This is a genomic window from Streptomyces griseus subsp. griseus (assembly GCF_003610995.1).
Classification (GTDB): domain Bacteria; phylum Actinomycetota; class Actinomycetes; order Streptomycetales; family Streptomycetaceae; genus Streptomyces.
Genome location: NZ_CP032543.1, coordinates 2,939,030 through 2,961,283, shown reverse-complemented (window position 1 = coordinate 2,961,283; position 22,254 = coordinate 2,939,030). Strand labels below are relative to the sequence as shown.

Below are 22,254 nucleotides of genomic sequence, written 5' to 3'. Positions count from 1 at the left end.
GCCGCCCGTGATCCTCGGCATCGACCACATCGGACTCGCCACCGCCGAACCGGACCGTACGGGTGCCCAGCTCGCCGCCCTCGGCCTGCACCGGACCGACGAAGGGACCGCCGACGCCTACCGGGTGGCCTGCTCCTTCTGGAGCCTGCCCGGCGACCCGGTGGGCGCCGCCGTGGAGCTGGTCTCCCCGACGGGTCCCGGCTCGGCGGTCGAGGGCCGGCTGCGGGGCCCCGGCCCCGGCTTCTACCACCTGGCCCTCACCGTGGACGACCTGGCGGAGGAGACGGCCCGGATGCGCGCCTCCGGCTTCCTCGTCCTGGACGCGGAGCCGTGCCGGGGCGCCCGGCCCGGTATGCGGGTGGTGTTCGTGTACGCCCCCGAACCCGCCGACCTCCTGGTCGAACTGGTCCACTACGCGCCCGACCCGGCCCGCTGACCCCCGGCCCCACCGGCCCCCGACCCAAGGAAGCCCATGACCGCGCACCTCGGAACCACCCCTCCCGAGCCACGTATCGGGCGCCGACGCCACTACCTCATGTGCCGGCCCGACCATTTCGACGTCGTCTACTCCATCAACCCGTGGATGGACCCGAAGAAGCCCGTCGACACCTCCCTGGCCGTCCTCCAGTGGGAGCAGCTGCGCGACCTCTACCTGTCGCTGGGCCACACCGTCGACCTGATCCCCTCGCTGCCGGGCCTGCCCGACATGGTGTACGCGGCCAACGGCGCCACGGTGGTGGACGGGCGGGTGCTCGGCGCCGACTTCCGCAACCACCAGCGGCGGCCCGAGGGCCCGGCGTACCTCGCCTGGTTCCGGGAGAACGGCTTCACGGAGCTGCACGAACCGCTCCATGTCAACGAGGGCGAGGGGGACTTCCTCGTCACCGACAGCTTCGTCCTGGCGGGGTACGGCTTCCGCAGCGACCCCCGCAGCCACCTGGAGGCGCAGTCCTTCTTCGCCCGCCCGGTGATCAGCCTGGAACTCGTCGACCCCCGCTACTACCACCTAGACACGGCGCTGGCGGTCCTGGACGGCGACGAGATCATGTACCACCCGCAGGCGTTCGCCCCGGCCTCCCGCGAGGTGCTCCGCCGGCTCTTCCCCGACGCCCTGGAGGTGTCGGCCGCCGACGCCGCGGTCTTCTCCCTGAACGCGGTCTCCGACGGACTCAACGTGGTGATCCCCGAGGCAGCGGGTGACCTGCCGATCCACCTGCGTGAACGCGGCTTCCGGCCGATCGGCATGGATATGACCGAACTGCTCAAGGGCGGCGGCAGCGTGAAGTGCTGCACCCTCGAGATCAGGCACTGACCGTACGGAGACGAAGGGTTTCCCATGGACGTCATGACGGCAGTTCTCACCCGGCGCAGCGAGCAGGTCCTCACCGGGCCCGCCCCCGGCGACGAGGAGTTCACCTATCTCCTTCAGGGCGCCAGCTCCGCGCCCGACCACGGCCGGCTCCGCCCGTGGCGCTGGGTCCTGCTGCGCGGTGAGGACTCCGACCTGCTCGGGGACTGCCTGGCCGAGGAGTCCGGCGCCGACGCCGCCCAGGCCGAGCAGCTGCGGGCCAAGCTCCGCCGGGCCCCGCTCGTCGCCGCGCTCGTCTTCTCCCCGCGCGGCGAGCGCATCCCCGAGTGGGAGCAGATCGCGGCGGCCTCCTGCATGTCGTACTCCCTGATGCTGCTGCTCCACGCCCGCGGCTACGGGAGCATCTGGCGCACCGGGCGGCTGGTCCGCAGCGAGGCCGCCGCCGAACTGCTGGGACTGGGCGCCGGGGAGAAGCTGCTCGGCTCGCTGGACATCGGCACGGCGCTCCCCTCGACCGCCCGCAACCGGCGTCCGCCGGAGGAGGTCTCCACCCGCGTCACCCGCTTCTCCGACCTCCGCACCCCCCGGGTCGCTGCGACGGCGGGCAACCGCAGCGCGGCCTAGGGTCCTTCGTCACGAGAGGCCCTGGGCACCCAGGGCGTGTCCGGAGGCCCGGAGTCGACAGGAGACGGCATGGCGGTTCCCGCCCCACCCACCTCAACCGCCCCACCCACCGCGGCGGTTCCGGCCGGCCCGTGGCCGCTCCGGGCTCCCGCCCCGCGCCCGGTCCCGTACGGACCGCTGCCCGCCGGGCTCGGACCGCCACGGGACGGTGAGCCGCAGCTCTGGGTGGCCGACGCGGACGGCCGGTGGGCGGATGCGGAGGGGACCGCCCCGCTGGACCGGGAGGAGAGCCTGCGCGCCGGGCGGTTCGGCTCGGCCCGCGACCGGCACCGGTATGTCGTCGCCCACGTCCTGCTGCGCAGACTGGCCGGTGCCCTCCTCGGGCTGGCCCCGGCCGATGTGGTCATCTCCCGTGAGCGCTGCGGGGTGTGCGGCCGGCCGGGCGGGCGGCCCGTCCTGCCCGGCTCGGGGGTGCACTTCTCCCTGTCGCACAGCGCGAGCACGGTGCTGCTCGCCTTCGCCCGGGCCCCGGTGGGTGTGGACGTCGAGGCCACGCCGGCCCCGGGCATCGCCGACGAGCTGGCGGCCTCGCTCCACCCCCGGGAACGCGCCGAGCTGGCCGCCCTGACGGCGGCCGGGCGGGACGAGGCCTTCCTGCGCTGCTGGACACGGAAGGAGGCCCACCTCAAGGGTGCGGGCGCGGGCCTGGCACACGGTCTGGCCGGGCACTACGTGGGCACCGGACCCGCGCCGGCCTCTCCGCAGGGCTGGCGGCTTTGGGACATCCCTGTCGGTACCGGACAGCGCGCGGCCGTCGCGCTCGCCATGGCCGGGGGCGGACCGGACGACGGGCCGGGGATCGGGTCTCGGCCGGATGTGGCGTTCGGTTCATGCAACTGACACGTGCAGTGAGTGAGTTGCCTGTAGTATCCCCGAAATCGGTGGGCCATGCGACGCTCTTACGGGCTGCGAGGGGCCCTTGCGGGTCGTGAGGGAGGAAGAACTCTTGCTCGAAGCGCTGGGTCTGGAACCGGATGTCGAAGCCGTCTACCGTCTGCTCCTTGCACAGCCCGAGTGGAGTGTCCAGCAGATCGCCCAGCAGCTCGACGTGGAGTCGGGCCGGGTGCGCGCGGCCCTCGACGTCCTGGCCGAACTCCACCTCCTGCAGCGGGACACCGAGGGCAAGCAGCTCCTTCCGGTCAGCCCGGACGTGGGGCTCGGCATCCTGGTGAACCGGCACGACCTCGAACTCCGCTCCCGTCTGCGGCGGCTGGAGTCCGCCCGCGCCTCGGTGGCCGCGATAGTCGACCAGTACGGCGGGAAGAGACACGCGCCGGAGATCGTCCAGCAGCTGCACGGAGTGGAGACGGTCCGCCGCCGGCTCGAACAGCTCGCGGAGACGGCCCGTAAGGAATGCCTCTCGTTTTTTCCCGGTGGCGCCCAGCGCCCCGACACCATGGAGTCGAGTAAGCCCCTCGACCAGATGGCCCTGGAGCGCGGGGTCAGCCTCCGCACGCTCTACCAGGACAGCATCCGCAACGACCCGGACACCTACGAGTACGTGCGCTGGCTCTCCACCCTGGGCGCCGAGACCCGCACGGTCCCCACGCTCCCCATGCTGATGGTCCTCGTCGACCGCGAGGTCGCCCTGGTCCCCATCGACCCGGAGGACGGCCGGCAGGGCGCCCTGGAGATCCGCAGCCGGGGCGTGGTGGAGGTGCTGCACGTCCTGTTCACCCGGTTCTGGGACTCGGGCATGCCCTGGCACGAGCAGGACGGTCCGGACACCGTCGGCCTCTCCCGCCGGGAGCGCGAGCTGATGTACCTCCTGGCCAGCGGTCACACGGACGAGGCCATCGCCAAGAAGCTCGGGGTCTCCCTGCGCACGGTGCGCCGGACGGTCTCCGGGCTGATGGCCCGCCTGGAGGCCCGCAGCCGGTTCGAGGCGGGCGTCCTGGCCGCCCGCGCGGGCTGGCTCTCCTGAGGCCCGGCCCGCCGGATCCCGAGCGCGCCGAAGAGATCCGCACCCGCCTCACCGCCCCCGGCGCCCCTTCGCCGTGGTCCGGGGCGAGCGGGGAACCCTGGAGTACGCCGACGGGCCGCGCACGCTGCGGGAGTTCGTGGAGACGACGTGGGCCTACGGTGACTCCCCCTTCCTCCTCGACGGTGAACGCCATTTCTCGTACGGGGAGTTCTTCGCCGCCGCCTCCGCCCTGGCCGTCCGGCTGAGCGAACGGTACGGGCTGCGCCCTGGCGACCGGGCCGTCGTGGCGATGCGGAACCTCCCGGAGTGGCAGATCGCCTTCTGGGCTGCCCAGTTGGCCGGGCTCATCGCCGTACCACTCGACGCCCGGTGGTCCGGGGCCGCCCTCCGTCCCGTACTGGAGGACTGCGAGCCCGGGGTGCTGCTCGTCGATGGGGAGCGGCTGGAGCGGGTGGGGGAGTGGGCCCGGCGGGCCGGGGTGCGGACCGTCCTGTTCCGGGAGGAGGGGCGGTTCCCGGGCGGGGCGGGCGTTCAGCGGTACGAGGACTTCCCCGCGCCCGACCCGCTGGCCGCGCCGCCCGATGTGGAGCCCAGGCCCGAGGACGATTCCGTGATCCTTTACGCCGCCGGCACCAAGGGCGCGGTGACCACCCATCTCGCCCAGGCCGGGGCCGCACTCGACGCCCGCTACCGGGCTGCCGCCTCCGCGTTGGCGCGGGGGGCACTTCCGGGGACGGGGCCCGTCCCGGACACCCCGGTCACGCTCCCGTTCCCCCATCCCGCCGCGTTCGCCGACGTCTACGGGGCGATGGCCGCAGGGGGCACGCTCACGCTCGGGGAAGCGGGCGGAGCGGAGGGCGCGGAGAGCATTCCGTACGGCCTGGACCCCACCCCCGTTACCGAGTCCAAGGTCGTCTCGGCCCTCGGCGACCCGCTCCCCGACGGTGAGAAGGGCGAGCTGTGGCTGCGCGGGCAGTCGCTCCCGCGCGGCTACTGGCGGGCCCCGGCCGCCGACGCGTTCCACGACGGCTGGTTCCGTACGGGCGACCTCGCCGTGCGGCCCAGGGACGGGAGCGGGCGCGGGGTCGTGGTGGTCGGGCGGGGCGAGGGGGCGGCTCGGCCCCTCACGGCCGAGTGATCCGCACCCGGTAGTTCCCCTCCCCGTCCTCGTCCAGCACCGCTATCCGTACGCCGTTGGCCCGGTCCGTGAACGTCTGGCCCGGGCGGAACGGCGCGTCCGACAGTTCCGCGTGCACATTGGGACGCCGGGTGCAGCCGCCGCTGTCCTGGGTGGCGTCGGCGACCGAGACCGGGCCCTGGCCGGTGTCCACGTCGGAGCTGACCTTGTAGATCAGCACCCCGGGGCGGCAGACCGCCTCGTCGTTGCCGTCGGCCGTGCGGACCTCCACGGCGTAGCCGGACTGGGCGCTCAGCGGCACGAAGGCGAGCTTGGTGCCGCCCTCGGTGGCCAGCGGGCCGAGCGTGTGCTCGCTGACGCCGGGCCGCGAGGCGCAGCTGATCTGCTCGTTGTCCAGCCAGCCGAGCTTCCACTTGTGCCAGCCCAGGAAGTCGTTGTTGGCGCCCCAGTCCTCGGACATGATGTCCCAGTGCCCCACCGAGCCGCCGCCCTCCATCGTGTAGAGGTCGGGCAGGCCGAAGACATGGCCGTTCTCGTGCGGCAGGACGCGGTAGCCCGTCTGTGCGTACGACCCCGAGCCGTCGTCCTGGCGGCTGTAGACGAACGACGTGTTGGAGAGGGGCACGCCGTCCGCCGTCGGGGCGTCGTCGTTGCCGGAGAAGGTCACCGAGAGCACGGTGTCCAGCGCGGAGGGGCCCGCGTTCGGGGTGACGAGGACATTGACCAGGTCGTACGCCGAGAAGTCCACCAGCGGGTCGGCGGCCGCGACGAGGTCCTTGACCAACTGGCGGTAGCCCGGCTCGAACGGTGAGCCGCGCTCTATCCCGTACTCCGTGAACGGCATCGGCATCCGGAGCCACTCCTTGACGGGGGCCTCGGGGCGGTAGTCGAGGCGGCCGTAGGAGCTGGTCGTGAACCAGTCGGAGGTCTGCGGGAAGAACTCCGCGAACCGGTCCACCGCCGGTTCCGTGGCCTCCGCGTCCGGGAAGTCGATCATCAGGTTGAGCGCCCTGATCTCGCCTGTGGAGCGGGCGTAGCCGGGCGGGGTGGGCATGCCCAGCGACATCTGGACGCCCATGGTCGTGGCGATCCGGCAGGGGGCGACCGCGGAGTCCTCGGCGGTGGCCGCCGGGCCCGCCGTGGCCTTTCCGGCCCCCGGGAGCGTGGTGCTCGCCGACGCCATCGCGGCTATGACCAGGGCGGTCGCTCCGGCCAGGGCGATGGGGCGGCGGTGACTGCGTATCCGGTGGCGGGGCTGCTGCATAGAGGCGCCTTCGGGTCCGCGGCAGCCGGCCGACCCTGACTGCGCTCTGGCGATCAGCCTGTGCCGGGTGGTCCGGGGGCGCTCGTCGGGTGCGCCGATCGGTGGGTTTTCGCCGGCGAGTGGTGTGACTCGGGTCACATCAGTGAGGGGAAATAAGCGGGGAGGGGTTCCCCGTTTGCATCGGTGTCCCCGGCGAAACGGGGATCTGGTCCCCGGTTACGGATGGGGATCGTCCAGCTACCCATCGTGTGACCGGAGAGAGGGAAGGCCGCAGCCGTGGAGACCGCCGCAGACACCGCCGCACCGGCAGCCCGGCGCCGTACGCCCCGACCGAGGGCCGACGCGCTGCGCAACCGTGAGCGGATCGTCACGGCCGCACGTGAGCTGTTCGTCGAGCTCGGGCCGGATGTGCCTCTCGACGACGTCGCACGGCGGGCCGGTGTCGGCAACGCCACGCTCTACCGGAACTTCCCCGACCGTGCCGCCCTGACCCATGAGGTCGTGCTCGCGGTCACCTCCCGCACCACTCGCCGGGCCGAGGAGGCCACCGCGGCGGAGGCCGACCCGTTCGCCGCGCTCAGCCGCTTCGTGCACGCGGCCGCCGACGAACGGATCGGCGCCCTCTGCCCGATGCTCTCCGGCGTCTTCGACAAGGACCACCCCGACCTGCTCGCCGAGCGCGACCGCCTCGAAGCGGCGGTCGAGGGGCTCGTGTCGCGCGCCATGTCCGCGGGGCGGCTGCGCACCGACATCGCCGTCGGTGACGTACTCGTCGCCCTCTCCCAGCTCACCCGGCCCCTGCCCGGCATCGCCTGCCTGGACATCGACCGGTTCACCCACCGCCATCTGCAGCTGTTCCTGGACGGACTGGAAGCCCCGGCCCGCTCCGTACTGCCCGGATCGGCGGCCACCCTCGAAAACCTGAGGCGCCGCGACTGACGCCTGCCCGGGCCCCGGCCCTCGCCCCGTAGATCAACGTCCTTCCACGTTCACGCGTTTCCCTACTCCATCACGCGTACGCCAGCACGTACCGGCGACTCTCCTCCCTACGTCCTCGGCGCCCTCGCATGTCCCAAGGTGGCTACTCCCATGGCAAAAACCGCTGACACCCCGCTGTCGAGAACCGCAGGCACCGGGCTTCCCGATCCCAGCCGATGGAAGGCCCTGGCCTTCATCGCGCTCGCCCAGCTGATGGTCGTCCTCGACGCGACCATCGTGAACATCGCCCTGCCCTCCGCCCAGACCGACCTCGGCATCTCCGAGGGCAACAAGCAGTGGGTCATCACCGCCTACGCGCTCGCCTTCGGTGGTCTGCTCCTCTTCGGTGGCCGGATCGCCGACCTCTGGGGGCGCAAGCGCACCTTCGTCGTCGGCCTGATCGGCTTCGCGCTGGCCTCCGCGCTCGGCGGGGCCGCCCAGAACGAGGCGATGATGTTCGGCTCCCGGGCCCTGCAAGGTGTCTTCGGCGCCCTGCTCGCCCCGGCGGCCCTCTCGCTGCTCGCCGTGATGTTCACCGACGCCAAGGAGCGCGCCAAGGCCTTCGGTATCTACGGGGCCATCGCCGGTGGCGGTGGCGCGGTCGGGCTGATCCTCGGCGGCTTCCTCACCGAGTACCTGAACTGGCGCTGGACGTTCTTCGTCAACATCCCGTTCGCCGTGATCGCCGCCGCGGGCGCGTACTTCGTCATCCGTGAGCCCTCCGGTTCGCGCAACCGCTCGGCGCTGGACATCCCCGGTGTCGTGCTCTCCACGCTCGGCCTGGTCGCCCTGGTCTACGGCTTCACCCGCGCCGAGTCGGCCGGCTGGTCGAACGGCCTGACGATCACCATGTTCATCGCGGCCGCCGCGCTGCTGCTGGCCTTCGTCGTGACCGAGTCGCGCGTGAAGTCGCCGCTGCTGCCGCTGCGCGTGCTGACCGAGCGCAACCGCGGCGGGGTCTACCTCTCGCTGGGGCTCGCCATCATCGCGATGTTCGGGCTGTTCCTCTTCCTGACCTACTACCTCCAGGTCGTGAAGGGCTACTCCCCGGTCAGGACCGGCTTCGCCTTCCTCCCGATGATCGCGGGCATGATCACCGGCTCCACCCAGATCGGCACCCGGCTGATGACCCGGGTCCCGCCCCGGCTGCTGATGGGCCCCGGCTTCCTGGTCGCCGCCGTCGGCATGCTGCTCCTCACGCAGCTGGACCTGAACACCAGCTACGCGGCCGTCATCCTGCCCGGCATGCTGCTGCTCGGCCTCGGGATGGGTACGGCGTTCATGCCGGCCATGTCCCTGGCCACGCACGGCATCGAGCCGCGTGACGCGGGGGTCGCCTCCGCGATGGTCAACACCTCGCAGCAGGTCGGCGGCGCCATCGGCACCGCTCTGCTGAACACCATCGCGGCCGGCGCCACCACCGCGTACATCGCCGACAACGCGGCCCGCGCCACGGACCCGAAGCTCCTGGAGCTCCAGGCCATGGTCAGCGGTTTCGCCAGCGCGATCTGGTGGGCGGTGGGCATCCTCGTCCTCGCCTCCGCGATCGCGGTCACGCTGATCAACACCGGCCGCCCGGGAACGGGCACCGGCGGGGGCGCGTCCGGCGGGAACACGGAGGGCGCCGAGGGCGCCGAGGATGAGTTCCGGATCCCGGTCGTCGCCCACTGACGCCACCGCACCACACGTCTGCCCTGGTCCCGCCGCTCGGCGAGCCAGGGCAGACGTGCGTCCGTACCTCAGCCTCGTACGTTCAACAGCCTCGTAGGCTCAGCGGCCTCGTACGTTCAAGAGCTTCGCGGGCTCAACAACCTCGTAAGTTCAAGAGCTTCGTACGTTCAGCGGAGCCAGGGCAGATCCGCGTCCCTGCCCTCCGGCTCCAGCCCCGAGGCGAGCACCCCCATGATGTCGCCGAGGCTGTGCACCTGCTCGGGCGTCAGCCGGTCGAACAGCGCCTGCCGTACGGCGTCGACATGGCCGGGTGCCGAACGGCCGAGCATCGCGTAGCCGTCGTCGGTGAGCACCGCGTTCTGGCCGCGCTTGTCCGAGGGGCACTCCTCGCGCCGCACCCAGCCGTTCTTCTCCAGCCGGGCGATGGCGTGCGAGAGCCGGGAGCGGGTGATCTTCACGTTCCTGGCGAGCTCGGTCATCCGCATCCGGCGCCGGGGCGCCTGGGAGAGCTGGACGAGCAGTCCGTAATAGATGTGGGGCATGCCCGCATCCCGCTGCAACTGGCGGTCGAGGTGGTCCTCCAGCAGCGTGGTGGCATGCAGATAGGCGCGCCAGACGCGCTGCTCCTCGTCGGTGAGCCAGCGTGTCGCGCCGGTGGATGCCGTGGATGCGGTGGTCATGTACTCCACTGTACGACCTTTTCTTGAAAGTTTAACTAGATAGGGCTAAGGTCTCCGGAGGTAGGTTCTTGAAGGTTCAAGAACCTCGCGGCGGGATTCCGCAGGACCCTTGGAGAACCATCCCCCGGGATCCGGAATCCATGATCGATGCCGAATTCAATGTCAGGTCCAGTGGATGGGGAGTGCCATGACAGTCACCGCGGAGCGCATGCCCGCCCTCTACCTCTCGCACGGCGCCCCGCCGCTCGCCGACGACCCGGTCTGGCCCGGCCAGCTCGCCGCCTGGTCCGCCACGCTGCCGCGCCCCCGCGCGATCCTGATGGTCTCCGCCCACTGGGAGGAGGCCCCGCTCGCGCTCGGTGCCGTCCAGCCGGTCCCGCTGGTCCACGACTTCTGGGGATTCCCCGAGCACTACTACCGCGTGCGGTACGACGCCCCCGGCGCCCCGCAGCTCGCCGACAGCGTCCGCAAACTGCTGCGCGGACCCGGTGCGCCGGTCCAGGACATCCCGGACCGGGGGCTGGACCACGGCGCCTACGTACCGCTGGTGGAGATGTTCCCGGACGCCGACATCCCCGTACTCCAGATCTCCATGCCAACCCTCGACCCGCAGGAGCTGATGGCCATCGGGCGACGGCTCGCCCCGCTGCGCGACGAGGGCGTGCTGATCGTCGGCAGCGGCTTCTTCACCCACAACCTGGCCGCCCTGCGCCACCCGGGCGGCGGGGTCCCCGGCTGGTCCACGGAGTTCGACGACTGGGGCGACCGCGCGCTGCGGGCCCAGGACATCGACGCCCTGCTGGACTTCGAGCACACGTCCCCCGCCGGGAAGCTGGCCCACCCCCGCACCGAGCACTTCGCCCCGCTCTTCGTGACGCTGGGCGCCGCCGAGGAGGAGCTGGGCCAGGGGCGGAGCGTCATCGACGGCTTCTGGATGGGGCTGGCCAAGCGCTCGGTGCAGTTCGGCTGAGCGACGGGCCGCCGAGCCGGCGGGCTCGGCGGCCGGGTTCGGCCGGGAGTGGTTCACCAGGCCGGGGTGTTCAGTTCCATCGCGCGCCCGGCGGCCACGAGGGCTGCCGCGTCACCCACGTCCAGGGCCGTGTCGGTGAACTTGATCGTGTGGTCGTCGCCGTGTGCCGCCGCCCGCTCGAACACCTCCTGCGGGTCCTGCGCGCCCGTGGGGGCCGTGACCGGCACCGCCTCGCGGGGCCCGTAGGCGGCGGTCACCGTGGCGCTCGCCGCCCAGGCCGCGTGCAGGCTCGGCACCCACAGGGCGCCGGGGAGCGCGGGCAGGGTGCGCAGGACCGCGTTGGGGGCGGTCGCCGAGTGGACCAGCATGATCGGTGCGGCGTGGCCATGGGTGGCGTAACGGTGGGTGGCGGCCCGGACGAGCTCCTCGATCGCGGTACGGGCCGCCTCCGGCTCCTCCGGGGTCTGCCCCGGCCAGTCGGGGAAGCCGGTGAGCCGGCCGAGCCGGGCCAGCATCTCGCCGTCCTGGTCGGCGATGAGCGGCACCCGCTCCAGGGCGGCCGCCGCGTCGGGGGCCGGGGCGAGGCGCTCCAGGGCGGGCAGCGGCTGGTGGCGGGCGGCCCAGTAGCCGAGGGCGTGGGCGAGCTCCCGTACGCGCGGCTCGGTCTCCTCGCCCGCCAGCAGGGTGCGCACGGAGTGGCCGACCCGGATCACACCGTGGGTGGCGCCGCCCGCGATGCCGGGCAGCAGCCGGGGCCACCACTCGGCGAGGACGGTACGCCAGGGCCGGTCGGCGGTCTCCCGCTCGAAGAACGCCGTCCAGTCGGCGACGCGGTCGATGTCGCCGAGGGCCTCCTGCCAGTTCCGGCCGGTGACCGGCGCGACGGAGCCGGGCATGTCCTCCAGCCGGGGCCGGTAGTTGTCCAGCCAGCGGTGTGCCGCCGGTGCCTGCCCGCGCCGCACCAGGGCCTCGACCGCCATCGGGGCGTGGTTGCTGAGCCAGCCGTCGCGCTCCGGGCCCGACAGATGGATGCGTTCCAGGGCCTCGTCAAGGGTGCCCGAAGTGTCCACATGGTTGCGCTGAGTGTCCGTCATGCGCCTCACGGTAGGGGTGGAGGGGGGTCCGGCGGATCGGGCTGAGGTCCCGGTCGACCGGGGCGGGGACCTCCTCCTGTGGACCTAGGACGCGCGTCCTTCTCCGGAGACGTGCGGGCGTCGCACCTGCGGCCTGCGGGCCTCGTGAGCAACCCCGAGGCGATACGGATCGTCTTCCGGGGTAGACGCGAGGTCGGAACGTTCCGTGACGTGAGGGGCGTTGTACGTGTACGTGAAGGATGTGCCCGGTCATGGGCGGCGTGGCCCAGGGGTGTGGCCTCCTGTGAGCGCGGCCTCACCGAAACGGTGTCACCGGCTCCCCGCCAGGGGCTGCCGATGCCTCGTGGAACCGGCCCTGACCTGCGCTTACGTGTCCATTCGCACCAGGTTTCGCCCGGTCGTGGCCGGACAGGGTACTGCATGATCGCGAAAATGAATGGGCAGCATGGGAATTCTGTCCGGATTCCAGTCGTTGTTTCCATCGGATGCAGGGCACCCGAGAGGGTGTCGCGACCTACTCAGCAAGGGAGCACGCATGGCAACCCGTGCCGTCGCCCGTCGTTCGTCCACCACCTCCGGTGGGACCGACCGGGCAAGCAGTGTTCGCGCCGTGGGCGGGGAAATCGCCGATCGCGACCTGGTCGGCATGTACCTGGACGAGATCGCTCGCACGCCGCTTCTCGACGCCGCCAAGGAAGTCGACCTCTCCCAGTCCATCGAGGCGGGCGTCTACGCCCAGCAGATCCTCGACGGCGAGGTGGAGAGCGACGCGGGCGGCGCGAAGCGTGAAGAGCTGGAGGCGCTGGTCGCCGAGGGCGAGCGCGCCAAGGACATATTCATCCGTTCCAACCTCCGCCTCGTCGTTGCCGTGGCCCGCCGCTACCCGCGCGCGGGGCTGCCCCTGCTGGACCTGATCCAGGAGGGCAACGCGGGCCTGGTGCGCGCGGTCGAGAAGTTCGACTACGCCAAGGGCTTCAAGTTCTCCACGTACGCGACGTGGTGGATCCGGCAGGCCATCACCCGGTCCATAGCGGACCAGTCGCGCACGATCCGGCTCCCCGTCCACCTGGTGGAGGAGCTCGGCCGGATCCGCCGGGTCCAGCGCGAGTTCAACCGGGAGAACGGGCGCGATCCCGAGCACGCGGAGATCGCCGCCGAGCTGGACTCCAATGCCGAGCGCGTGAGCAACGTGCTGGACTGGGCCCGCGACCCGGTCAGCCTCAACATGTCGGTCGACGACAACGGCGACACCCAGTTCGGCGACCTGCTGGAGGACACCTCCGCCGTCTCGCCCGAGCAGTCGGTGATGACCCTCCTGCGCAGCGAGGAGCTGGAGGACCTGATCGGCAAGCTCGACAACAGGACGGCCTCCATCATCAAGATGAGGTACGGCATCGAGGACGGGCGCGAGCGGACGCTGACCGAAGTGGGCAAGCAGCACGGCCTGACACGGGAGCGGATCCGCCAGATAGAGAAGCACGCACTACTCGAATTGAAGCGAATGGCTCACGACACGGGCTTTGACGCTGCGGCGTGAGCCGATAACCCGTAACCTCCCCATCAAGCCGGTTCGCACCGGCCGACCGACCGGATCACGCCGGTCACCCGACCGGTTTTCCCACCGGTCCCCGGAACTGAGTCCCGGCGCCCACCCCCCCCGGCGCCGGGGCTCATCCATGTCCGGGTCGGCCTCCGGGCCCCGGCCCCGGCCGTCCAGGTCCACGCCAGGACGGCTTACGAGGCCCCCGGCCCGTATTACGAGGTCTCCGGCCCAGGTCGCGAGGCCCCGCCCCGCTTACGCGGCCCCGCCCCGGGCGACGCGGCGCGGGTCAGCCGGGCGCCCAGGCTCTCCAGGTGCGCCACCAACTGCGGCGGCCCCAGCACCGTGAACTCGCACTCCACCAACGCCAGCCGCAGCGCCACCCACTCCAGCGAGTCCGTGACCGAGGACCGCAGCCGGCAGCCGCCCTCCCCGTCCGGCTCCGGCACCCCGAGCGTCGGCGGCAGCCGCGCCGCCACGGACTCCGCCGGCGCCCCGAACCGCACGTCGAGACGGAGCTCCGGCTGCCTGCCCGCCATCGACCGGGCGAAGTAGCGCGCCGCGTCCTCCGCCCCACCGCGCCCCCCGCCCCCGCCACCAGCCACGGGGAGAGGCCGGGGCGTGAACCGGACGCCCGTCGCGAACGGCTCGGAGACCCGGTCCACCCGGAACGTCCGCCAGTCCTCCCGCAGCAGGTCGTACGCCACCAGGTACCACCGCCGCCCCGTGCTCACCAGCCGGTACGGCTCCACCTGCCGCCTCGTCTCCGTACCGTCACCGCTGCGGTACGCGAACCTCAGCCGCTCCCGCCCGGTGGCCGCCGAGGCCAGCGTCGTCAGGGTCCGCGGGTCGATGGTCGCCCCGTCGCCCCGGACCAGCGGCACCGTGGCGTTCTGCAGCGCCGAGACCCGGTGCCGCAACCGTGACGGCAGCACCTGTTCCAGCTTCGCCAGCGCCCGTACGGAGGCCTCGTCGACGCCCTCGATGGCGTGCCCCGCACCGGCCCGCAGCCCCACCGCGATGGCGACGGCCTCCTCGTCGTCCAGGACGAGCGGCGGCATGGCGGCCCCCGCGACCAGGCGGTAGCCGCCCAGCGAACCGCGCGAGGCCTCGACCGGATAGCCCAGCTCCCGCAGCCGGTCGACATCGCGGCGGATCGTGCGCGGGCTGACATCCAGCCGTTCGGCCAGCTCCCCGCCGGGCCACTCGCGTGGCGTCTGGAGGAGCGACAGCAGCTTCAGCAGTCGTGCCGGGGTGTCCGTCATGGAATCCAGGATGCGCGCCCATCAGGTCACGACCAGTCCTAATAAAGGCATAGCTTCTTCTCATGTCTTCTTCCGCAGCGCTGCCGGACCCGGCGCCGAACTCCGCCCTGCCCACCGCACCACCCTCGCCACAGGCCCCGGCCGACCGGCGTCGCTGGTTCGCCCTGGCCATCGTGATGACCGCGGCCTTCATGGACCTGGTGGACGTCACGATCGTCAACATCGCGATCCCGAGCATCAGCCGGGACATCGACGCCTCCGTCTCCGCGATCCAGTGGATCACCGCCGGGTACGCACTCGCGTTCGCGGCCGGACTGATCACCGGCGGCCGGCTCGGCGACATCTACGGGCGCAAGCGGCTCTTCCTCGTCGGCATCGCCGGGTTCACGGTCGCCTCGGCCCTCTGCGGCCTCGCGCCCACCCCGGAGATACTGGTCGCCGCCCGCATTCTCCAGGGTGCGACGGCGGCCCTGATGGTGCCCCAGGTCCTCTCGATCGTGCACGCCACCTTCCCGGCGCACGAGCGCGGCAAGGTCTTCGGCCTCTTCGGTGCGATCGTCGGCCTCGGCGCGGTCTCCGGTCCGCTGCTGGGCGCGCTGCTCACCGAGTGGAACCTCTTCGGCCTCGAATGGCGGCCGATCTTCCTGATCAACCTGCCCGTCGGCATCGCGGGCCTGATCCTCGGCGCCAAGTTCATCACCGAGTCCAAGGCGCCCAAGGCCATGCGGCTGGACCTGGTGGGCGTCGGCCTGGTCACCCTCGCCATGCTGATGCTCATCTACCCGCTCACCCGCGGGCACGAGCTGGACTGGCCGCTCTGGGGCCACTTCTCGATGGTGGGCAGCCTCTTCGTCTTCGCGCTCCTCGTCCTGCACCAGCGGCAGAAGGCGGTCATCGACGGCTCACCGCTGATCGAACTGTCCCTGTTCCGGGTCAAGAGCTTCGCCGCGGGCATCGCCGTGCAGCTCACCTTCGGCGTAGCCCTCGGCATCTTCTTCCTGGTCTGGACCCTGTACATGCAGATGGGCCTGGGCTGGAGCGCTCTGCGGGCCGGTACGACGGGCATCCCGTTCTCCGTCGCCGTCTCGGTGGCCGCCGGGATCTCCGTGCAGAAGCTGGTGCCCCGCTTCGGCCGCAAGGTCCTCCAGGCGGGCGCACTCCTGATGGTCGCCGGGCTGCTGACCTACCTCTGGGAGGCCGAGCACTACGGCATGGCCATCACCTCCTGGCAGATGGCGCTGCCGCTGGTCGTCATGGGCGTCGGGATGGGGCTGATCGTGGCGCCGCTGACCGACGCGGTCCTCTCCGAGGTCCCCAAGCAGCACGCGGGCTCGGCGTCCGGGCTGATCAACACCGTGCAGCAGATGGGCACCGCGCTCGGCCTCGGCCTGGTGTCGGTGGTCTTCTTCGGCGCGATCGGGGACCGGCTGGCACCGCAGGAGGTCGGCCCGGCCTTCGTGGACGCGTTCCAGCAGTCGCTGTGGTGGGTGGCCGGGGTGCTCGCAGTGATCTTCCTGCTGATGTTCGCACTGCCGGCCCGGCCGAAGGCGCACGTGGAGGGCGAGGCGGCCGGCGACGGCCCGCTCACCAAGGAGCCGGCCCTGCACGGCTGAGGGGCGCACCCGAGGAGCAGTCGGCGCTTGCGGGGCCCGCCCGGCGACGATCCGGCGCTGAAGGGCCAAGGAGCGGGCGCTGAAGGGCCGTTGGGCGAAGGGCGAGCCGCACCCGGGTCAACAGATCCTGGTGCGGCTCTCCATCGCCGCCCGGGCCGTGTGCTCGTCCTCGTACACCTCGCACATGTGGCGGCCGTCGGGGGTCGCCGTGTGCTCCACCTCCCACAGGCTCGTCTCACTGCCGTCCAGCAGCAGGAAGGCGTGCTCGTAGAGCGTGAACCCGGCTTCCTGGCCGCCCACTTGGCACTGGCGCCCGAAGATCTGGGTGATGTGGTGGGCGAAGGCGGACCGGAGCAGCCGCGCCTTCGCCTCGTCCGGCCGGTCGCCGTTCTCCGCGCGGCGCAGGACGCGGCGGGCGTGGTCGGCCGAGTTGTCGGGAGCGTACGTCCGGGGCAGCGGGGCCGGGGGAGCGGACATCAGGACCGTGAGGATCTCCAGGTCTCCCCGGCTCTCCTCGTCCCCGAAGGCCGGGGTGTCGGAGAAACTCCCGGCGAGCCGGGCCGCGGCGATGTGGGCGTCGCCCTCGTCGGCGTAGAGCTCATGGCGGCGAGGGATCTGCTCGTCGCGTCCGCCGCTGTGCACCAGCTCCCACAGGGTCAGGTCGGAACCGTCGGTGAGGAGATAGGTGTGACGGTAGGTCTCCCGGTGCAGCGCGGGGCTGTGGTGCGACGAGTGCAGTGAACTGCTGTGCGCCAGCGCCGAACCGAGCAGGTCGACCGTGCTGTCGGGGAGGTCGAAAGAGTTGAGGGCGCGTCGCAGGAGTCGGTCGAGGTGTTGCTCGGTTGTCTCGTACGGATCGCTCAAGGTGCTGTCTCCAGGCCGTCGCCGCGTGTTACTTGGTGCGTGCTTAACGTAGTCCCTGGGTCTGACATCGTGACCGGGGTTCGTAAAAACGTAAGGCACCCGAGATAAGTTCCCCGTCTGTTCCCGGCGCATTTCGGGCGGTTGGGGGGTGAACTTCCTTGCCCTGGTTGCGAGTCGGGCGCCCGCGCGCCCCTGTGCCCATGCCGCACGCCCCCGGTGGTCTGTACGTTACGTCCGCGCCCCGCCCGCCCCGCCCGCCCCGCCCGGCCCTCCGTGGTCCGGGGCCGCCCCGTCCGGCACCCCGCCACCCGGCCCCTGCCCGTACAGGTCCGAGTGCGCGAGGAACGTGCCGCCCGGGCCCTGGACGCTCCGGGCCGCGCGTACCGCCTTCACGATGGCGCGGGCCAGCACGTCGGCGCCCGCCGCGAGGATCTCGTTCACCGCGACCGGGTTCCCCGAGTCCACCGGCACCTGACCCGTGGCCAGCGCGAACACGGTGTCCCCGTCGGTCAGCAGATGGACCGGCCGCACCGCACGGGCCAGGCCGTCGTGCGCGGTGCCCGCCAGCTTCTGCGCCTGGGCCCGCACGAGGTCCGCGTCCGTCGCCACGACCGCGATCGTGGTGTTGAACGGCGGAGCCCCGCCGTCGGCCGCCTCCCGCGCCTCCTGTGCCTGCTCCAGCCGCCGCACCGCCGCCGCATGTGTCGAGGCCGCCGGGTGCGCGGGTGGCTCCCCGGCCCCGTACTCCCCGAACAGCACCCCGGTACGGGGGTCGAGGACCGAGCCCGCCGCGTTCACCGCGACCAGGGCGGCGACGGTGACCCCGGAGGCGAGCCGCACGCTCGCTGTGCCGATGCCGCCCTTGAGCTGCCCGGCCACCGCACCCGTACCCGCGCCCACGCTCCCCTCGGGGACCGGGGACCCCGGTGCGGAGGCCGCCGCCGCCTCCACCGCGGCCCGGCCGGTCGACGCGTCGGGGCGGGCCCGCCAGTCGCCGCCCCGGCCGAGGTCGAAGAGGGCCGCCGCCGGAACGACCGGTACCACCTGGGCGGGGTCCGCGCCGACCCGGACGCCCCGGCCCTGCTCCTCCAGCCAGGCCACCACCCCGGAGGCGGCATCGAGCCCGAACGCGCTGCCGCCGGTCAGCACGACCGCGTCGACCCGCTGCACCAGGTTGCGCGGATCCAGCGCGTCCGTCTCCCGGGTCCCCGGCCCGCCACCCCGCACGTCCACGGCGGCCACCGCCCCGCCCTCCGGCGCCAGCACCACGGTCGTCCCGCTCAACGCCCCGGCCCCGCCCACCTCCGCATGCCCCACCCGCACCCCGGCCACATCGGTCAGCGCATCCAGCAGCGGGGCGGCCACCGGTGACGGGCCGTCCGGCAGCGGCGGGTGTGGGTCCTCGGCGGTCATCGTGCGCTCCCAGGGTCGGCGCCCGCGAGCAGAAGCGGGCTCGTACGTACGCTCCTGAACGTACCGCCGTCCCCGGCGCGCCCCGAACCGAACGCACCGCCGTCTCCCCGTACGCCCCGAACCGAACGCACCGGCGGCCCCTGTGCACGCTCCGGACCGGGCGCGCCTGCGGTCGGTCCCGCCGTACGCTCCGGGCCGAACGTACCGGCCGCCCCTCCGTACGCTCCGAATCGAACATGCCGGCGCTCCCGGCGCCTGTCCGCCCGGCCCCGCGTCCCGGTCGCGGCCCGGAGGGCCGCTCCGCCGCCGCTCCCCGCCGCTGCGCCTGTCCGGGCGATCCGCTCACCCCCTTACCGCACAAAACGGGTCCAATTGCCGTATACGGTCCTACGGTGTCCGAGTGACCGAGCCGCCAGAAGCTTCCGCAGTCCCCGCCACAGCCGAACCGGATCCCTCCAGCGACTCCGGGCCGGGCGCGCCCCCCGCACCCACCGGCCCCCGCTCCGTCAGCGCCCGGGCGACCCTGGCCGGAGTGGTGGTCTCCGCCCTGCTGATCGTCGCGATCGTGCTCGGCAGCCGGATGCTGCGCAACTTCGACTCGGCGCTCCTCCCGTACGCCGTCGCCACGGTCTTCCTCGCCTTCGGTGTCGCCTACCGCTACACCGTCTGGATCTCCGCCCCCGGCGCCCGACGCCTCTTCAAACAGGGCTGGCGCAGCCTCTTCTCCTACGAGAACTTCCGTCAGGCCCCCACCGCCCTGCCGAAGATGATCGCCACCTACCTCGGCCTCCAGAAGTTCCTCGGCGCCCGGTCCCACGCCCGCTGGGCCGCCCACCAGCTGATCTTCTGGGGCTGCATCCTCGCCGCGCTGATCACTTTCCCGCTCACCTGGGGCTGGTTCACCTTCACCTCCGGCAGTGGCTCGGGACCCGGCTACGAGATGCGGATCTGGGGCGTCAAGATCCTCGGTTTCGACTCGCTCTCCGTCCTCGGCTGGCTGATGTTCCACGGCCTCGACATCGCCGCCGTCCTCGTCATCCCCGGTGCCTCGTACTTCCTGTGGCGCCGGATGAAGGACCGGGGCGCCTCGACCGGCCAGCGCTTCGCCTACGACCTGGTGCCGCTGATCGCGCTGATCGTCATCTCCGTGACCGGGCTGCTGCTCACCTTCTCGTCGATCTTCCTGCACGGCGGCGGCTACCAGTTCCTGGCGATCCTCCACATGGTCTCGGTGGTCTTCACCCTCATCTACATCCCGTTCGGCAAGTTCTTCCACATCGTCCAGCGCCCGGCCGCGGTCGGTATGCAGCTGTTCAAGTACACCGGCCGCCAGGACGACAAGGTCTTCGCCTGCCGCCGCTGCGAGGAACCCATCGACACCGGCCCGTACGTCGAGAACCTGCGCGGCACCATGCGCGACCTGCGACTCGACTTCGACGCCTGGGCCGAATACTGCCCGCGCTGCAAGCGGGTGCTGCGCGGCAGTGCCTACCTCTCCCATGTGAAGAAGGGCTTCAAGTGACCGCGGAACCGCGAGCTGCCGCCGACCGCCGCACCTTCATCCCGCTCGACCCTTCCCTCGCCCCGCCCGGCACCCGAGCCTTCCGTGACGCGGGCGGCATCCCGGCCGACCGGTGGCACGCCGACCAGAACGGCGAGACGCTCGTCCCCACGCACTGCTGCTTCTGCGGTGTCCAGTGCGGGATGTATCTGCGCGTGGACCGGGGCGGCAAGGTCTTCGGCGTCGAACCCCGCAACCACGACATCAACCGGATGCGGCTCTGCCCCAAGGGCATCAACGCCTACCAGCAGGTCAACCATCCCGACCGGCTCACCGCCCCGCTGATGCGCCGCTCCCGGGACGAGGAGTTCCGGGAGGTCTCCTGGGACGAGGCGCTGGACTTCACCGTCGCCGAGGTCAAGCGCATCCAGCAGGCGTACGGCAACGACGCCTTCGGGCTGCTCGGCGGCGCCAGCCTCTTCTCCGAGAAGACGTACCTGGTCGGCAAGTTCGCCCGGGTCGCCCTCAAGTCCCGGCACGTCGACTACAACGGGCGCCTCTGCATGGTCAGCGCGGCGGGCGCCAACAAGCTCGCCTTCGGCATCGACCGGGCCGGCAACCCCTTCTCCGACATCCTCCTCACCGACTGCCTGCTCATCGCCGGCTCCAACGTGGGCGAGTGCTTCCCCGTGATGACCCAGTACGTCTGGGGAGCCCGGGACCGTGGGGCGAGCCTCATCGTCGTCGACCCGCGCGAGACCGCCATCGCCCGGACCGCCGACATCCATGTCGCCCTCAAACCCGGCACCGACTCGGCTTTCTTCACCTCCGTACTGAACGTCGTCATCGCCGAAGGGCTCACCGACGAGAACTTCCTCGCCGCCCATGCCACCGGCTGGGAGGAGGTCAAGGCCAAGGCGGCCGAGTACCCGCCCTCCCGCGCCGCCAGGATCTGCGGCATCCCCGCCGAGCAGATCGTCCAGGTCGCCCGCACCTTCGCCCGCGCGCCGAAGGCCATGGCCTGGCACGCCCGGGGGATCGAACACCACTCCCAGGGCGTCGAGAACTGCCTCTCCGTGATCAGCCTCTGCGCCGCCACCGGCCACATCGGCAAGCCCGGCGCCGGTTACGGCACCATCACCGGCCAGGGCAACGGGCAGGGCGGCCGCGAGCACGGCCAGAAGTCCGACCTCCTGCCGGGCGGCCGCTCCATCACCAACCCCGAGCACCGACGGCAGATCTGCGAGATCTGGGGCATCGAGGAGTCCGAACTCCCGCCCGCCGGGACCTCCATGATGGAGATGGTCTGGCAGATGCAGCGCCGCGAGATCCGCGGCCTGATCGGCATCTGCAACAACCCCTTCGTCTCCCTGCCCAACTACCGGGTGGTCAAGGAGGGGTACGACGCCACCGAGTTCCACGCCCAATTCGACTTCTTCCTCTCCGAGACCGCCGCCAACGCACATGTCGTCTTCCCCGTCACCACCTGGGCCGAGGACGAAGGGGTGATGGCCAACGCCGAGGCCCGGGTGGTCAAGCACAACAAGGCCCAGGACCCGCCGCCCGGCGTCCGCACCGACACCTGGGTGATGTGCGAACTGGCCCGCCGCCTCGGCGCCGGTGACAAATTCGACTTCTCCGGCTCCCGGGCGGTCTTCGACGAGCTGCGCACCGCCTCCGCCGGCACGGTCAACGACTACTACGGCATCACCTACGAACGGCTGGAGGAGACCGGCGGTATCGCCTGGCCCTGCCCCTCCACCGACCACCCCGGCACCCCGCGCCTCTTCGAGGACGGGAGCACCTATCACCCCGACGGCAAGATCCACCTCCAGGTCGTCGAGTGGCACCCGCCGATGGACCCGTACGACGACGAGCACCCCATGTCGCTCACCACCGGCCGGACCGTGGCCCACTTCCTCTCCGGCAACCAGACCCGCAGGCTCGGCGCCCTCGTGGAGCAGACCCCTCGCCCCTGGGCCGAGATCCACCCCTCCCACGGCTTCCGCAACGGCGAGCCCGTACGGATCGTCACCCGGCGCGGCAGCGAGGTCTTCCCCGCCCTGGTCACCGAGGCGATCCGCCCCGACACCGTCTTCGTGCCCTACCACTGGCCCGTCCCCACCGCGGCCAACGCGCTCACCATCGACGCCCTCGACCCGCGCTCCAAGATCCCCGAGTACAAGGTGTGCGCCTGCCGCATCGAGCACGCCGACCGGATCGACGAGGTCCCCGCACCCCCGGTCGCCCCGGGCCATGTCGCCTACCCGGAGACCCAGGTCTCCCGTACCGACCCGCTGCCTCCCACGTCCCCCCAGGGCCGTGGGACCTCGGAGAGGAGCTGAT

19 protein-coding genes are annotated in these 22,254 nt (G+C 71.9%); 13 read left to right on the top strand and 6 right to left on the bottom strand.

Annotated elements, in window-relative coordinates:
• Positions 1 to 7: 7 nt before the first annotated feature.
• The 6 genes from D6270_RS13440 to D6270_RS13415 all read left to right on the top strand — a co-directional run bounded on the left by D6270_RS13440 (position 8) and on the right by D6270_RS13415 (position 5,055).
• The gene (locus D6270_RS13440) at positions 8 to 436 is read left to right on the top strand and encodes a VOC family protein (protein WP_109165176.1); all 429 of its coding nucleotides are present in this window, start codon (positions 8 to 10) and stop codon (positions 434 to 436) included.
• Between the two features lie 36 nt (positions 437 to 472).
• A complete protein-coding gene (ddaH, locus tag D6270_RS13435; protein WP_202418946.1) occupies positions 473 to 1,312 on the top strand; it encodes a dimethylargininase in 840 nt (279 codons plus the stop codon).
• A gap of 33 nt (positions 1,313 to 1,345) precedes the next feature.
• Positions 1,346 to 1,933, top strand: a complete 588-nt coding sequence (locus D6270_RS13430; RefSeq protein ID WP_225976837.1) for a nitroreductase family protein — start codon at positions 1,346 to 1,348, stop codon at positions 1,931 to 1,933.
• A 69-nt stretch (positions 1,934 to 2,002) separates the two neighbouring features.
• Positions 2,003 to 2,833, top strand: a complete 831-nt coding sequence (locus D6270_RS13425) for a 4'-phosphopantetheinyl transferase family protein (RefSeq protein WP_109165178.1) — start codon at positions 2,003 to 2,005, stop codon at positions 2,831 to 2,833.
• A gap of 106 nt (positions 2,834 to 2,939) precedes the next feature.
• Positions 2,940 to 3,917, top strand: a complete 978-nt coding sequence (locus D6270_RS13420; protein ID WP_109165179.1) for a helix-turn-helix transcriptional regulator — start codon at positions 2,940 to 2,942, stop codon at positions 3,915 to 3,917.
• A gap of 73 nt (positions 3,918 to 3,990) precedes the next feature.
• Positions 3,991 to 5,055 carry an AMP-binding protein gene (locus tag D6270_RS13415; protein ID WP_151414670.1) on the top strand — a complete coding sequence of 355 codons (1,065 nt, stop codon included), beginning with the start codon at positions 3,991 to 3,993 and terminating at the stop codon, positions 5,053 to 5,055.
• On the opposite strand, the gene D6270_RS13410 is transcribed toward D6270_RS13415, so the two are convergent.
• Positions 5,042 to 6,319, bottom strand: coding sequence for a M6 family metalloprotease domain-containing protein (locus D6270_RS13410; protein WP_109165181.1), 1,278 nt, complete (start codon positions 6,317 to 6,319; stop codon positions 5,042 to 5,044). The genes D6270_RS13415 and D6270_RS13410 overlap by 14 nt on opposite strands.
• Before the next feature lie 276 nt (positions 6,320 to 6,595).
• Between D6270_RS13410 and D6270_RS13405 the strand changes: the two genes are divergently transcribed.
• On the top strand, positions 6,596 to 7,258 hold the full coding sequence (locus D6270_RS13405; protein WP_109165182.1) for a TetR/AcrR family transcriptional regulator: 663 nt from the start codon (positions 6,596 to 6,598) through the stop codon (positions 7,256 to 7,258).
• A 150-nt stretch (positions 7,259 to 7,408) separates the two neighbouring features.
• Positions 7,409 to 8,968 carry an MFS transporter gene (locus D6270_RS13400; protein WP_204117123.1) on the top strand — a complete coding sequence of 520 codons (1,560 nt, stop codon included), beginning with the start codon at positions 7,409 to 7,411 and terminating at the stop codon, positions 8,966 to 8,968.
• A 167-nt stretch (positions 8,969 to 9,135) separates the two neighbouring features.
• Here the strand turns inward: D6270_RS13400 and D6270_RS13395 are convergent, their stop codons facing one another.
• Positions 9,136 to 9,657, bottom strand: a complete 522-nt coding sequence (locus tag D6270_RS13395; protein WP_109165183.1) for a MarR family winged helix-turn-helix transcriptional regulator — start codon at positions 9,655 to 9,657, stop codon at positions 9,136 to 9,138.
• Positions 9,658 to 9,835: 178 nt separating this feature from the next.
• Here D6270_RS13395 and D6270_RS13390 point away from each other — a divergent pair, with 178 nt between their 5' ends.
• On the top strand, positions 9,836 to 10,618 hold the full coding sequence (locus tag D6270_RS13390; RefSeq protein ID WP_109165184.1) for a dioxygenase family protein: 783 nt from the start codon (positions 9,836 to 9,838) through the stop codon (positions 10,616 to 10,618).
• Between the two features lie 53 nt (positions 10,619 to 10,671).
• Here the strand turns inward: D6270_RS13390 and D6270_RS13385 are convergent, their stop codons facing one another.
• The gene (locus D6270_RS13385) at positions 10,672 to 11,712 is read right to left on the bottom strand and encodes a questin oxidase family protein (RefSeq protein ID WP_109165185.1); all 1,041 of its coding nucleotides are present in this window, start codon (positions 11,710 to 11,712) and stop codon (positions 10,672 to 10,674) included.
• 535 nt (positions 11,713 to 12,247) lie between these two features.
• Between D6270_RS13385 and D6270_RS13380 the strand changes: the two genes are divergently transcribed.
• Complete coding sequence (locus tag D6270_RS13380; RefSeq protein ID WP_109165186.1) at positions 12,248 to 13,249, top strand: sigma-70 family RNA polymerase sigma factor; 1,002 nt, start codon at positions 12,248 to 12,250, stop codon at positions 13,247 to 13,249.
• A 218-nt stretch (positions 13,250 to 13,467) separates the two neighbouring features.
• Here D6270_RS13380 and D6270_RS13375 read toward each other — a convergent pair whose 3' ends face one another.
• Positions 13,468 to 14,517 (bottom strand): helix-turn-helix transcriptional regulator, encoded by a 1,050-nt coding sequence (locus tag D6270_RS13375; protein WP_109165187.1) that lies wholly within the window; start codon positions 14,515 to 14,517, stop codon positions 13,468 to 13,470.
• A 62-nt stretch (positions 14,518 to 14,579) separates the two neighbouring features.
• On the opposite strand from D6270_RS13375, the gene D6270_RS13370 reads away from it, so the two are divergent.
• The gene (locus D6270_RS13370; RefSeq protein ID WP_109165188.1) at positions 14,580 to 16,130 is read left to right on the top strand and encodes an MFS transporter; all 1,551 of its coding nucleotides are present in this window, start codon (positions 14,580 to 14,582) and stop codon (positions 16,128 to 16,130) included.
• Positions 16,131 to 16,247: 117 nt separating this feature from the next.
• On the opposite strand, the gene D6270_RS13365 is transcribed toward D6270_RS13370, so the two are convergent.
• On the bottom strand, positions 16,248 to 16,994 hold the full coding sequence (locus tag D6270_RS13365) for a DUF6227 family protein (RefSeq protein WP_109165189.1): 747 nt from the start codon (positions 16,992 to 16,994) through the stop codon (positions 16,248 to 16,250).
• Between the two features lie 228 nt (positions 16,995 to 17,222).
• On the bottom strand, positions 17,223 to 18,407 hold the full coding sequence (locus D6270_RS13360; RefSeq protein ID WP_225976836.1) for a P1 family peptidase: 1,185 nt from the start codon (positions 18,405 to 18,407) through the stop codon (positions 17,223 to 17,225).
• Between the two features lie 400 nt (positions 18,408 to 18,807).
• Between D6270_RS13360 and D6270_RS13355 the strand changes: the two genes are divergently transcribed.
• Both D6270_RS13355 and D6270_RS13350 read left to right on the top strand, forming a co-directional pair.
• The gene (locus tag D6270_RS13355; RefSeq protein WP_109165190.1) at positions 18,808 to 19,929 is read left to right on the top strand and encodes an MFS transporter; all 1,122 of its coding nucleotides are present in this window, start codon (positions 18,808 to 18,810) and stop codon (positions 19,927 to 19,929) included.
• Positions 19,926 to 22,253, top strand: a complete 2,328-nt coding sequence (locus tag D6270_RS13350; protein WP_109165191.1) for a molybdopterin oxidoreductase family protein — start codon at positions 19,926 to 19,928, stop codon at positions 22,251 to 22,253. The genes D6270_RS13355 and D6270_RS13350 overlap by 4 nt, the downstream gene beginning before the upstream one ends.
• Position 22,254 lies beyond the last annotated feature (1 nt).